Below are 13,622 nucleotides of genomic sequence, written 5' to 3'. Positions count from 1 at the left end.
TTGCCCAAAGTTGGCGTTCGGGACACATTGCAGGCCTCTTGTCCTACGCGGGCCCGATGCAGCGTAGCTTCCTGATGAGCACAAATACTCACAAAATCAAGGCTCCTGGCCTCATTCGGCGGCCGTTCCGGGATTTGTGGACGGCAGCGGCATGGCGGTGGAAAACTTGGCGCGCTTGACGCTGAAAAAACTCTTGACATTGCGCACGTTGGCGTCGCCCGTGAATAGCGCGCGGCTTAACTCCAGGTAGGCCGGCATGTCGGGCGCGGCCACCACGAGGATGAAATCAGGCCCGGCCGACACGCGCCAGCATTGCTGCACGGCGTCCAGCGCCACGGCGCGGCGCTCGAAGCTGTCCAGCGAATCACTGTCCTGGCGGTCCAGCGAGACTTCCACGATGGCCTGCAGCCCGTGACCCAGGGCGGCGGCCAGGCGTTCCGGCTGGAGGATGGCCACCTGCCGCTCGATCAGCCCGGTCTCCTGCAACCGCCGCACGCGGCGCAGGCAGGTGGGCGGCGACAGCTGCAGCAGCGCGGCGAGGGCCTGGTTGCTGCGGCTGGCATCGACCTGCAGCAATTGCAGCAATCGCAGATCGGTGGCGTCCAGTTCTATGGAATTTTGTGTCATTGAATTCTATGAATTGAAATAATATTTCTTGTACTGGTTTTGATGAAATATTAGTTCAATAGATAAAGAAATTTGGCGAGAAATTTCTTTTCAACCTGCGTAGCATCCGTCGTCATCTCGAAACAAGGAGCTTGTCCATGTGTGGCATCGTCGCAGCGGTTTCCTTCCGCGATATCGTCCCCGTTCTCGTCCAGGGCCTGCAGCGCCTGGAATATCGCGGCTATGACTCCTGCGGCGTGGCCGTGCAGGCGCTGGACGCCCAGGGCGTGCACAGCCAGGGCCTGCAGCGCGCCCGTTCCACGGCGCGCGTGGCCGAACTCATGGCCCAGGTGCAGCAGGACAAGGTCATCGGCCACACCGGCATTGCCCATACCCGCTGGGCCACGCATGGCGAGCCGGCCGTGCGCAACGCCCATCCGCATTTCAGCCACGGCCCCGGCGTCTCGCCCGTGGCCGATGCCGACCAGCCGGCCCGCGTGGCCCTCGTGCACAACGGCATCATCGAAAACTACGAAGCCCTGCGCGCCGAGCTGCAGTCCAAGGGCTATGTCTTCGCCAGCCAGACCGATACCGAGGTCATCGCCCACCTGGTGGACAGCCTCTACGGCGGTGATCTGTTCGAGGCCGTGCAGGCCGCCACGCAGCGGCTGCATGGTGCCTTCGCCATCGCCGTCATGCACAAGGACGAGCCGCAGCGCGTGGTCGGCTCGCGCGCCGGCTCGCCGCTGATCCTGGGCGTGGGCCAGGAGGGCGCCGAGCATTTCCTGGCCAGCGACGCCATGGCCCTGGCCGGCGTGACCGACCAGATCGTCTACCTGGAAGAGGGCGACATCGTGGACCTGCAGCCCGGCCGCTACTGGCTGGTGGGCAAGGGCGGCGAGCGCCTGGCGCCCGAGCAGCGCCCCGTGCGCACCGTGCACGCCCACAGCGGCGCGGCCGAGCTGGGCCCCTACCGCCACTACATGCAAAAGGAAATCTTCGAGCAGCCGCGCGCCATTGCCGACACGCTGGAAGGCGTGCAGGCCATCGTGCCCGAGCTGTTCGACGGCGCGGGCTCGGACGGCAAGTCCGGCGTCTCGGCCTGGCGCGTGTTCAAGGAAATCGACCGCGTGCTCATCCTGGCCTGCGGCACCAGCTACTACAGCGGCTGCACGGCCAAGTACTGGATCGAAGCGCTGGCCGGCCTGCCCTGCAGCGTGGAAGTGGCCAGCGAGTACCGCTACCGCACCAGCGTTCCCCATCCCAAGACCCTGGTCGTCACCATCAGCCAGTCGGGCGAGACCGCCGACACCCTGGCCGCGCTGCGCCACGCGCAGAGCCTGGGCATGAAGCACACGCTGACCGTCTGCAACGTGGCCACCAGCGCCATGGTGCGCGAATGCGAGCTGGCCTACATCACGCGCGCCGGCGTGGAGATCGGCGTGGCATCCACCAAGGCCTTCACCACCCAGCTGGCGGGCCTGTTCCTGCTGACCCTGGCCCTGGCCCAGTCGCAGGGGCGCCTGAGCGAGGAAAAGGAGCAGCAGTACCTTGCCGCCATGCGCCACCTGCCCGTGGCCCTGCAATCGGTGCTGGCGCTGGAGCCCCAGGTCATCAGCTGGTCCGAGGACTTCGCCAAGCGCGAGAACGCGCTCTTCCTGGGCCGTGGCATCCACTACCCGATTGCGCTGGAAGGCGCGCTCAAGCTCAAGGAAATCAGCTACATCCACGCCGAGGCCTATCCGGCCGGCGAGCTCAAGCACGGCCCGCTGGCCCTGGTGGACAGCGCCATGCCCGTGGTCACGGTCGCGCCCAACGACGAGCTGCTGGAAAAGCTCAAGAGCAACATGCAGGAAGTGCGCGCGCGCGGCGGCGTGCTCTACGTGCTGGCCGATGCCAAGACCAACATCGAAAGCAGCGAAGGCATGCACGTCATCCGCATGCCCGAGAACTACGGCGCCCTGAGCCCCATCCTGCACGTGGTCCCGCTGCAGCTGCTGGCCTACCACACGGCCTGCGCACGCGGCACCGACGTGGACAAGCCGCGCAACCTGGCCAAGAGCGTGACGGTGGAGTGAGGCAGGGGGCCGGGGGCCGCAGTGCGCAGGTCGTGACCTGCCCTGGTCCTTCGTTGCCCCTGTGCGAAATGTCCGTCGGACACCCGGCGGCTGGCCTACCTGCGGTATCGCAACATGGGGCTGCGCACGCTCTGGCCGGTCCTACGGCTGAGCCGCATGTCTGGTCCCACACTGGTTACCAGCGCAGTGCATATCTGCGCTGCAGTCGGGCGCTTCGTTTGACGCGCCTCTTTGACCACCATGTGAAGGAGATACCCATGGCTCAGCAAAACGACCAGCAACAGCAGCAAAACAACCCGCAGCAGCAGAACCCGAACCAGCAAAACCCGGGACAGCAGCAGCAGGACAACCCCCAGCACAAGCAACCTGGCCAGAACCAGCCAGGCCAGCAGCAGCCCAATCAGCCCCGCTGACGGGCTGGGCGGCGTTCCGTTTGACGTGAGGATGGAACCATGAAACAGCTTCTTCCCACGAGAGGCCCGCAGCATCCGGTCCATGTTCCCCTGCAGATGGGGCAACCCATCACGGACAGGAACTACAGCCAGATGCAGTGCAAGGCGAACGTCCGCCAACAAGGGCAGCCTTTGCGCCAGCCACAGCAACGCTGATTGATCGCAGCCAGCGCTGGTGCAGCGCTCCCTGGAACCGGCCGCCTTCGGGCGGCTTTTCCGTGTCGAGAATCTGCCCCTGGCCGGGGTCGCCGCAGGGCCACCGGCTCAGGCCGTGGCACCCTTGGAACGGCCACGTTGTCGCCGGCAACTCACGCCAAAGGGCGGCCAACCGGTGCTGAGCCAGCGTTTACACCTGAGGACGCACAGCTACCAGTTCCGCCAGGCCGGGGTGCGCACCTTGGCTGAAAGGCTCGCATGCTTGAAGGAGCCAGCCAGCCTCAGTACTTGAACCTTGCACTCACCATCAGCGTGCGCGGGCTGCCGAAGCTCAGCAGCTGCGCGTTCGGCGTGGTGCCCTGGACGTAGTCCTTGTCCAGCAGGTTCTTGATGGCCAGGCTCAGGCCCCATGACTTCGCTTCATAGCCCACGTTGAGGTCGAGCAGGGTGTACCTGGCCAGGTTGACGAAGGCCGTGCCGCGCTGCGCCGTGCGGGCACCCTGCATGCGCAGGCCTGCGCCCATGTTCCAGCCCAGGCGGTCGGGGTTGAAGTAGTACTGCGTGAAGACGGAGCCCGCGTTCTTGGGCACATGGTTGATGCGCTTGCCGATTTCGCTGGCCGTCAGGCTTTGGGAGGTCCGGGCCGAGGGGATGTAGCTGTAGGCGGCCGAGACATTCCATTGCCGCGTCAGCGAGGCGGCGACTTCCGCCTCGAAGCCCTTGGTGGTCTGCTCGCCAGTCTGGACGGCGTAGCCCAGCATGGCGTCGTTCTCGGTGACGTTCTTGCGCCGCAGGTCATACACCGCCAGATAGCCTTGCACGCGCCGGTCCAGGGCCTGGAATTTCACGCCCAGTTCGGTCTGCTTGCCTTCCTCGGGATTGAGCAGCGTGCCGTTGATGCCGGCATCCGTCACGGGCATGAAGGAGGTGGAGTAGCTGACGTAGGGGGCCAGGAACTCGCTGGCCTGGTACATCAGCGAGGCGCTGCCCGTGAAGGCGGTGTTGCTGTTGCTGACGGAGCCGCCGGCCAGCCTGTCCTGGATTTCCACGCGCGTCCAGTCATGGCGGCCGTTCAGGCCGACGATCCATTTCTCATCGATCTTGATGGTGTTGCGCAGGTACAGGCCCACGTACTGGCTGTAGGTCAGGTTGTGCGAGGGCTTGCCCTCCTTGATGGAGGTGACGCCATAGACCGGGTTGTCGGCGTTGAAGGGGTTGATGTTGTCCACGCGCTGGTAGTAGTCGCTGCGCTCTCGCATCATGTCGATGCCGGCGGTCAGCTCGTAGTTCACGCGGTCGAATCGGAAGTTGCGCTGCAGGTAGTTGTCCAGGGCGATGTTGACGTCCTGCTTGTCCTGGTAGTTGATCTGGCGCGCGACCAGGGGGAACCTGGCATTGGCCGCCGCAAAGACCGAGTTGCTCAGGCTGCTGCCCTTGGTGAGCGCGAAGTTCTGGCGGAACACCCATTCGTTGTCGAAGTAGTGCGCGTAGTTGGCGCCCAGGCGGTAGGAGTCCACCTCGTAGCTGCGGTCGGGTTCGCCGATGAAGACATTGCGCCCGTATTTTTCGTAGTTCTGCGGAATGCCCTGGTTGCGGATGTAGTTGCGGTGCTGGTAGCTGGCGATGACGGACAGCTCGTTGCTGCCATCCAGGTCGAAGTTGTACGAGCCCGCCAGGTACTGGTTCTTGAAGTAGACGTAGTCCGTGGGATCGTTCTGGTCGGATGCGCGGCCCACGATGCGAAAGGCGCCCTTGCGGCTTCCGTCGGGCGAGTAGTTCAGGTCGAAGTTGGCCTCCTTCAATCCATAGCTGCCCACGCTGATGCCGGCGCGCGAGAACGACTCGGCCTGCGGGCGCTTGGTGGTCAGGTTGACCAGGCCGCCCGGCAGGGCCAGGCCGAAGCCCACCGAGGTGGGGCCCTTGACCACTTCGATGGAGCCGATGCCGAAGATGTCCTCGGAGCGCAGCACATTGGTGGAGGTCTGCGCCCGCAGGCCGTCCACATAGGTTTGCGCGCTGGAGATCTGGCCGCGGATGATGAAGTCATCCCAGCCGCGCCGGCCGTACGAGCCGGACGCCACGCCGGCCACGCTCTCCAGCGCCTCGGCCACGGACCTGACCTGTTTTTCCTCGATCTGCCGCTGGGTCACCACGCTGATGGACTGCGCGGTCTCGAACAGCGGCGCATCGGAGCGCAGCACGCCCGTGGTTTTGCGGGCGACGAAGTTGTCTTCGTTGTTCTGCTGCTTCTCGGCCTGGATCTGCACGGTTTCCAGTTGCGTGGACGGTGCGTCGGCAGCCTGGGAGAAGGCCATCACGGGGATGGCAGCCAGGGCAAGGCACAGGCAGGATCGGGGCATGCCGGCAATGGGGGGGAGGGTGTGGAAGGAGGAAGGCATGCGCAATGGCCAGTCAATAGAGGAAAAAAGCGTTTGGCGGGGCGTTCGGCGAGGCGATAAGCGGCGGAAATAAGCGGGGAGGTAAGCGGCGGAGATCAGCGCACTTGCAGTGCCCAGTCCACGGCGGCATCGAACAGCTTCAGGCCGGCGGCGGAGAGGTTAGGGAAGGTTTCGTTGTCCAGGAAGAACATCACGCGGCGCGCGGGGGCCAGCGATTCGTAGTCCATGGTGGCGCCCATCTCGTAGCCGAAGATGGCGGCCTTGTCGGGGTGGCCGTGCACGGTGGCGATGGTGGTGGCGCCCAGGCCGGGCTTGCCCCAGCTCATGGTGGCCTGCTTTTCATAGACATCGACCACGCCGGCCGGCAGCCCGGCCGCCATGGGGTGGGGCGCGTTGACCAGCCAGACGTAGCGGTCCTTTTCCACGCTGCCGAAATCGGTGCCCGCGCGCTTGCCGGTCATGGCCAGATCGTCGAGCAGGTCGTTCTCCCAGGTCAGCAGGGGCACGGGCACGTTGCGGTAGGCGCCCAGCAGGTCATGCGAGCGGATGGTGGACGAGAGGATGACCAGGTCCGCGTCCAGCGCGGCCTCCACGGGCGCGTACTGGCTGTGCAGGGTGACGGCGTAGCCGCGCGCGGCCAGGTGCTGCTGGATCTTCTGGTCCACGGGCAGGCTCTTGCCTTCCACGCGCACCACCAGCAGCACTTTCTTGGGGGGATTGGGCGTGGCAGGCGAGTTGGACGGGGCGGCCAGGGCCGGTGCAGGCAGGTTGCCGGCCAGCAGGCCGGCGGCAGCCAGCAGCAGGGCCGAGCGGCGCGAAAAAGCGGGGGAGGGGGCGGTTGCTTGGCGGTGCATGGAAAAGACTTCCGGGAAGTTCATGGAGGTGATGCGTGATGCGCGGCATCGCATGCGGCTGCGGGCCGGGACAGACACGGAAAAAGGAAAGGGCGGGGGCGGGGCTGGCGCGCGCTCAGAACTCGACCGTGGCGCGCAGCAGCACCTGGCGCGCGTCGCCCATCGAGATGAAGTAGGTGTTGGCGCTCGACGGGTAGTAGGTGCGGTCGAACAGGTTCTTCACGTTGAGCTGAAAGCGCGTCCTGTAGCCGTTGATCCGCGTGTCATACGTGGCAAAGGCATGGGCCACGGTGTAGCCCGGCAGCCAGAAGGCGTTGGCCGAGTCGCCGGGCCGCTTGCCCACGTACTGCAGGCCGCCGCCCACGCGCAGCCGGCCCTCGCCCAGCACACCGCCCAGCACACCGCCCAGCACCTGGCCAAAGTCGTACACGGCCGACAGCGAGGCCGTCTGCCGCGCCACGTTCCACAGCTGGTTGCCCTGGTAGAGCGGGTCCTGCGTGGTCTTGGCATCCACATAGGCAAAGGCCGCGATGGCGCTCCAGTGGCGGCCCAGCTCGCCGGCCACATCCACCTCCAGCCCGCGCGATCGCGCCGCGCCCGAGGTGCGCCAGTCGGTCAGCTTGGTGGCGTCGTTGAACTGGGACACCAGCACGTTCTTCTTGCGGATGTCGAACAGCGCCAGCGTGCCGGTGAGCTGCCCTGGCAGGTCCAGCTTGGCGCCGGCTTCCCAGGACCGGGCCTCCTCGGGCGCCACGCCCGAGTCGATCACGGTGCCGCTGGCCAGTGGCGCGATGGTGGAGGTGGGCCTGAGCGATTGCGAGTAGTTGCCGTAGAGCGACAGGCCGCTGGCCAGTTGATAGACCAGGCCGGCGCGCGGCAGCCAGGCCGTGCCGTCGGCCTGGGTGTTGGCCTTGAACGGGCGGCCCCGGCCGGCGGTCTGGCGCCAGGTCTGGTAGCGCAGGCCGGTGGTCAGCACCCAGCGGTCGCCCAGGTGGATGGCGTCCTGCAGGAACAGCGACTGGTTGTGCAGCTGGTCCCTCTGGTCGCTGTCGCTGGCCGAGACGGTGGCCGAGGGCTGCTCCAGCCCGTAGACGGGATTGGTGTAGCTGAAGGTGGAGGTGACGGCCTGGCGCAGCAGGTCGGAGCGGTAGATCAGCCGGGACTCGGCATCGGCGCCGAACTGCAGGTCATGGCGCAGGCCGGCCAGCTGCACGCTGCCGTCCACATAGGCCGAGCCATAGCTGTCGGTGCTGAGTGCGCCGTGCGTGGCGTCGTTGCTGCGCTGCAGGGTGCCGCGCGCGGTGTTCACGCCGTTCACGCGCAGCTGGTTGGCGTCGTAGATCTCGCGGTTGTAGCTCAGGTTCAGGTGGGCGGCCCAGCCGCTGCCCAGGCGGTGGTCCACGGAGAGCTGGGCCAGGTGGGTCTCGCCCGTCATCTGGTTGAAGGGCTCGTCCAGCCGGCGCGTGGCCGGAAGGTCCAGCGGGCGCCGGGTGACCGGGTCCAGCGCCGTGCCGCGATCGAAGGGCGTCAGGTACTTGCGGTACTCGTACCAGAGCACGGCCTGGGTGTCGTCGCCATACCAGGCCAGCGACGGCGCCACCAGCGTCTCGCGGTGCTGGCCGAAGTTGCGCCAGTAGTCCTCGTCCACATGGTCGACGACCAGGCGGTAGGCCAGACCGTTCTCACCGATGGGGCCGGTGGTGTCCAGCGTGGCACCCGTGCCGTTGCGCCCGCCCGCGTAGCCCGAGCCCTGCAGCGACAGCGCCGTGCGCTGGCGCAGCTGCGGCTTCTTGCTGACCACGTTGATCACGCCGCCCGGGTCCATGAGGCCGTACAGCAGCGAGGACGGGCCCTTGATCACTTCCACGCTCTCGGCGGCGGCGTTCATGCCGCGCCCCTGCACCAGGGGCATGCCGTTGTGCATGACGGAGCCGTCGCGGTTGGTGCCGAAGCCGCGCTTCATGATGGTGTCCTGCGTGCTGGCCAGGGTGTTGCCCTGGGTGACGCCGCTGACATTGGCCAGCGCCTCGTCCAGGTTGCGCGGGCGCTGGTCGCGGATCACCTGGGCCGGCACCACGTTGACCACCTGCGGGATCTCCAGCACGGGCGCCGTGGTGCGCAGGCTGGAGGCATCGGGCGTGGGCTGGTAGCGCTCGTCGGCATCGACCGGGGCAGGGGCCGCCCGGGCCACGACGCGCACGGCGGGCAGCTCGGTGGCGTCGGCCGCTGCAGCGCCTGCCGTGGCGGGCATGGCCGCCTTGCGCACGATGAATTCACCCGCGCCGCCTTCCACCGCCTCCAGCCCGGAGCCCGCCAGGATGGCCGCAAAGCCCGCGCCCACGGTATAGCTGCCGCGCAGGCCACCCGACTGCCGCTGGCGCGTGCTGGCCGGGTCATAGGACAGGGCCACGCCTGCGGCCGCCGCAAACTGGCCCAGCACCGAGGCCAGCGGGCCGGCCCCGATCTCATAGGCCCTGGCGGCCTGGCGGGTCTGCGCCAGGGGCTCGGCCGCATGGCCGGGGGCCGCCCATGCCACCGCCGCAGCCAGCAGGCAGGTCAGCGCCGCGCGGGCGGGTGTCGGTGTGAAGGGCGTTTGCATTCGGGTTTCCTGGCCATGAACAGCGGTGAGACAAGGGCTTTCATGAAGGGAGCCGAACGAGATCGCAAAAGATGAAAATGGGCCGCGAAGTTTTTTGTGCGGCATGGGGAACTGGCTGACCCTGGCTCGCCCTGGGCTGGCCCTAGACGGGCACCAGGGTCAGCCAGTAGCGCGACAGGCCGGCCGCGCGCACCGGGAAGGCGCGCGTGATGACAGCCAGCGCCTTGTCCGTGTCGGCCAGGGGAAACACGCCGGACACGCGCAGGCCGGCCACGGCCGGGTCGCAGGCCAGGCGGCCGGGCCGGTAGCGTGCGAGTTCGCGCACCACGTCGTCCAGCCGCCAGCCGTCCACGATGAGGCTGCCGCCCACCCAGCTGACCTGGGCCGGGTCGGCGGCCTGGGCGGGCAGCATGCCGTTGCGGCTGAAGTTGGCCTGCTGGCCGGCCTGCAGCCGCAGGCTGCGGCTGGGGTCCTGCAGGGGCTGGATTTCCACGGCGTCCTGCAGCACGCTCACCACGGTGTCACCGCCCGCGCCCCCCTGGCTGCGCACGGTGAAGCGCGTGCCCAGCGCCAGGATGCGGCCCTGCGGCGTGTGCACCATGAACGGGCGGCCATCCTTGGCGCCCGCGCCGGGACCGGAAAGGGAATGGGCGGTCTGCACCAGGATCTCGCCCTCGCGCAGCACCAGCAGCCGGCGCACGGGGTCCATGGACACATCCACCGAGGTCCGCGTGTTCAGCGTCAGCTCGGACCCGTCGGCCAGCGTGACGGTGCGGCGCTCGCCCGTGCCGGTGCGGTAGTCGGCCAGCCAGGAGCGCACGCCGCCCTGCCCGCCGGCCAGCTGCCATGACAGGCCCGCCACGGCCCCGCTGCCCACCAGTGCGCCGATGCCGCGCAGCACCCGGCGGCGGCTGCGCCGGCTGGCCTGCAGCGTGGAGGCGGCCAGGTGGCCCGGCACGCGCTGCAGCATGGACTGCAGGGCGTCGAAATGCCGCCATGCGCGCTGGTGCTCGGGGTGGGCCTCATGCCAGCGCTGCCAGGCGGCACGGTCGGCGTCGGTGGCATCGCCGGAGCACAGGCGCGCGTACCAGGCAATCGCTTCCTGGCGGATGCGGGCCTGTGCCTGGGCTGGGGTGGTGGTGTGGGTGGGCGAATGTGCAGCCGCGTCCAGGGCGCTGTCGCTGTTCGAGGGCAAGGCCGTCATGCGCCGTCTGCCACGATGAGGTAGCAGTGCTCCAGCGCCTTGAGCATGTAGTTGTTGACGGTGCGCACGGTCACCTGCAGCCGGGCGGCGATCTGCGCATAGGTCAGGCCTTCGAGCTGCGAGAGGATGAAGGCCTGGCGCACGGCGGGCTTCATGCCGTCGAGCATGGCGTCGATGGCCACCAGGGCCTCCAGCACGATGGCCCGCGCCTCGGGCGAAGGCGCCTGCGGCTCGGGCAGGGCGGCCAGTGATTCCAGATAGGCCCGCTCCAGCGCCCGGCGCCGGTGAAAGTCCACCACCAGGCCGTGGGCGATGGTGGTCAGGTAGGCGCGGGGGTCCACCGGGTCCGCCCGCTCCTTGCGGCCGAGCAGGCGCACGAAGGTGTCGTGGGCCAGGTCGGCGGCATGGTGGGAGCAGCCCAGTTTTCTGCGCAGCCAATCGCGCAGCCATCGGTGATGGTCACGATAGAGCGACTGGACCTCGTTGTGCAGCGCGAATTCGCCGGATGACATGCTGACCCCCACAACCGCAAAGATGAATCCCCTGATATCAATGACTTAATGCGATTGGTTCTCATTTTGACCAGGGGGTCGTCCGGGCTGCACGGGTGGGTATTGGCAGGCCCCGGCGATCGGTGCCTGCCCGCAGGTCACCAGGTGTGCGCGTAGCTGATCTTCAGCACCGTGCCGGCCGCTGGCAGGCGGCTGGTGTTGTTGTTGCTGCGCAGCAGCTGGCTGTAGAGCGGGAAGTACTGGCGGTTGAACAGGTTTTCCACGCCCAGGGACACGCGGTTCTTGGGGTCGATCTTCCACTGGCTGATCAGGTCCACCGTGGTGTAGCCCCGCGTGTCATAGCGGCCAAAGCCGGTCTTGCCGTCCAGGCGGTAGTCCTTGGCGGCATACGAGGTTGCCTGCAGGCGGTGGCTCCAGCGGGCATCGGGCCGGTACTCCACATAGGCCGTCAGCTTAAGCGGCGGGATGCGAAAGCCCGTCATGTCCTGGTAGCCGCTGGCGGCCTGGGGCAGCTCGCGGCCCTTCATCCAGGTGAAGCTGCCGCCCGCGCTCCAGTGGTCGTCATCGCTGAAGTAGTCCAGGCCGCCTTCGAGGCCGTGGATCTTCTCGCGGGTGCGCAGCAGGGACAGGCCGTTGTTGAAGCTTTGCACGGCGCCCAGGTTGGAGCGCGACTGGAAGACGCTGAGATTGGCCATCACGTTGGAGAACTTGCCGCGCCAGCCCATTTCATAGGTGTTGGTCTTGACCGCCTGCAGGTTGGAGTTGCCCAGGTTGAAGGCCGGCGTGGCATTGCGCACCACCACGCCGATGTCCGGCAGCTCGAAGCCCTGGCTGTACGAGGCATAGAACTCCTGGCCCTTCACCGGCGTGAAGACCGTGCCCAGGTTGTAGGTCCAGGCGTTGTACTGGACGGTGCCGCCATTCACGGACTGGGGGTTGGGCACCCGCGATTGCGACAGCGGCGTGAAGTCGTTGAAGCTGGCCTGGGCGCGGTCGTAGCGCAGGCCGCCTTCGGCCGACCATTGGTCGCTGAACTGGTGCTGCAGCTGGGCGAAGGCGCCGATGCTGCGCGTGGTGACCGGGGGCATGTAGACCAGGCGGCCGGTCTTGTTGAAGACCAGGCCGCCGCTGGCGTCATAGGCCCGGGGGTCGAAGATGTCGATGGGCATGTCGGTGCGCTCCTGGTGGAAGTCCGCACCCCAGATCAGCAGGCTTTTCTTGCTGGCGCCCAGCGGCGTCTTCAGTGTCAGGCGCCCGCCAAAGACCTCGGAGTTCTGCATGGACTGATCGACATTGGCGCCCCGCACCGGCACGGCGCGTGCGTCGAAGGGCGCAAACCGCGTGAAGAAATCCCGGTAGTAGAGCTGGGCGGCCAGCGTGCTGCCTGCGATGTCCCGGTTCTCGTAGTCCAGCCCCAGCATGGTGTTCCGGATCTGGTTCTGGTCGGCCAGCACCAGGCCCTTGATGGGGCGGGCTGCGGCCGTTCCGGCCGGCAGCCGCGCCACCGCCGGGTCGGAGGCGTAGTCCGTGTCCTGGGCCGCGTTGTAGTGGCTGGCGGTCAATTGCAGGCGCTGGTCGGCATCGAGCTTGAAGCCGATCTTGGCCGACGCGTTGTAGATGCTGGAATCGAACAGGTCGCCCTGGCTGGGCTCGGGCGCAATGCGGTTGCCCTTGGCGTCGAAGGCGCCTCCCATGTGCTTGGCGCCCAGGCTCACCGAGTAGTCGACCACCTCGCCGCCGCCGGACAGGTAGTGCTGCACCTCGCCGCCCAGCCCCGCGCCGCGCAGGCGCGACAGGGGGGCCGAGCCGGTGACGATGGTCTCGGCCCGCGTCTCGCCAGAGGGCCGCTTGGTGCGGATGGAGACAATGCCGCCCGCCGCACCGCTGCCGTAGATGGCGCTGCTGCCGCGCAGCACCTCGATCTGCTCGATGTCGGCCGGGTTGATGTTGGCCAGGTTCCTGGACGAGTCGCGGTTGGTGTTCAGCGGAACGCCGTCCACCAGCACCAGCATGTTGCGGCCGCGCAGCGTCTGGCCGTAGTCGGTGATGGTGTGGCTGGAGTCTGCCATGCCAGGCACCACCTTGCTGAGCATGGTGGCCAGGCTGTCCGAGCCCTGGCGCAGCTGCTCCACCTCCTGGCCTTCCAGAATCGTCACTTGCCGCGAGGGCGCGACCAGGTTGTTCTGCGTGCGCGCGGTCACCGTGATGGCGGCAAGTTCCGTGGCCTGTGCCGCGGCTGGGGCTGCGGCCGGGGCTGAGGGTGAGGGCACGGCCGCTGCAGTGGACGGCGCCTGGCGGGCCGCCGCAGGCAGCTTCTCCAGCGCGTAGTTGCCCGCACCCACGCGGCGCGCTGTCCAGCCTGACGTGTTCAGCAGCTGCGCAAAGCCGTCCTCCACGGAGAACGTGCCGGACAGGCCGCGTGTCTCCATGCCGCCGAGCTGCTGCAGATCCATGCCCAGGTTCACGCCTGCCTGTGCGGCAAAGGCCATCAGCGCCGGGCCCAGCGGACCCGGCTGGATCTGGTAGCTCCGGGCAGCGGCGCTGGCGGCCGGCTCGGCCGCCTGGACTGGCAGCGCGTGCAGCAGCAGCGAGGTGCTGACGGCCAGGGCCGCCAAGGCGGTGGCGCGCAGGCTGGCGCGTGGTCCGGCGGTGGAAGAAGGGGAGTGCATGGTGTTCTGTCCTCTGGGCGGTCGATGAAAGTGCTTTTCACACCCCTTGACAGGCGAGAGTGAAAAACCGGACAGCCCTGGCAGAAAAAAATC

General features: G+C 67.6%; 9 protein-coding genes. 1 reads left to right on the top strand and 8 read right to left on the bottom strand.

The window, feature by feature from the left end:
* Positions 1-111: 111 nt before the first annotated feature.
* Positions 112-627, bottom strand: a complete 516-nt coding sequence (locus DACI_RS29825) for an Lrp/AsnC family transcriptional regulator (RefSeq protein ID WP_012207697.1) — start codon at positions 625-627, stop codon at positions 112-114.
* 137 nt (positions 628-764) lie between these two features.
* Here DACI_RS29825 and glmS point away from each other — a divergent pair, with 137 nt between their 5' ends.
* Positions 765-2,684, top strand: coding sequence for a glutamine--fructose-6-phosphate transaminase (isomerizing) (gene glmS / locus DACI_RS29820; protein WP_012207696.1), 1,920 nt, complete (start codon positions 765-767; stop codon positions 2,682-2,684).
* Positions 2,685-2,779: 95 nt separating this feature from the next.
* On the opposite strand, the gene DACI_RS32435 is transcribed toward glmS, so the two are convergent.
* From DACI_RS32435 to DACI_RS29785, 7 genes are all read right to left on the bottom strand, one after another.
* The gene (locus DACI_RS32435) at positions 2,780-3,181 is read right to left on the bottom strand and encodes a hypothetical protein (protein WP_192812300.1); all 402 of its coding nucleotides are present in this window, start codon (positions 3,179-3,181) and stop codon (positions 2,780-2,782) included.
* 392 nt (positions 3,182-3,573) lie between these two features.
* Complete coding sequence (locus DACI_RS29810; protein ID WP_012207694.1) at positions 3,574-5,691, bottom strand: TonB-dependent siderophore receptor; 2,118 nt, start codon at positions 5,689-5,691, stop codon at positions 3,574-3,576.
* 95 nt (positions 5,692-5,786) lie between these two features.
* A complete protein-coding gene (locus tag DACI_RS29805; RefSeq protein ID WP_043783741.1) occupies positions 5,787-6,545 on the bottom strand; it encodes a hypothetical protein in 759 nt (252 codons plus the stop codon).
* 115 nt (positions 6,546-6,660) lie between these two features.
* Complete coding sequence (locus tag DACI_RS29800; RefSeq protein ID WP_012207692.1) at positions 6,661-9,144, bottom strand: TonB-dependent siderophore receptor; 2,484 nt, start codon at positions 9,142-9,144, stop codon at positions 6,661-6,663.
* A gap of 142 nt (positions 9,145-9,286) precedes the next feature.
* On the bottom strand, positions 9,287-10,348 hold the full coding sequence (locus DACI_RS29795; RefSeq protein WP_012207691.1) for a FecR domain-containing protein: 1,062 nt from the start codon (positions 10,346-10,348) through the stop codon (positions 9,287-9,289).
* Positions 10,345-10,860, bottom strand: coding sequence for a sigma-70 family RNA polymerase sigma factor (locus DACI_RS29790; protein WP_012207690.1), 516 nt, complete (start codon positions 10,858-10,860; stop codon positions 10,345-10,347). The genes DACI_RS29795 and DACI_RS29790 overlap by 4 nt, the downstream gene beginning before the upstream one ends.
* A 137-nt stretch (positions 10,861-10,997) precedes the next feature.
* A complete protein-coding gene (locus DACI_RS29785; RefSeq protein ID WP_012207689.1) occupies positions 10,998-13,529 on the bottom strand; it encodes a TonB-dependent siderophore receptor in 2,532 nt (843 codons plus the stop codon).
* Between the last annotated feature and the right edge of the window lie 93 nt (positions 13,530-13,622).

It is taken from the genome of Delftia acidovorans SPH-1 (assembly GCF_000018665.1).
Taxonomy (GTDB): domain Bacteria; phylum Pseudomonadota; class Gammaproteobacteria; order Burkholderiales; family Burkholderiaceae_C; genus Comamonas; species Comamonas acidovorans.
The sequence above is the reverse complement of the archived record's forward strand: the minus strand, read 5'-3'. Positions and strand labels throughout refer to the sequence as shown.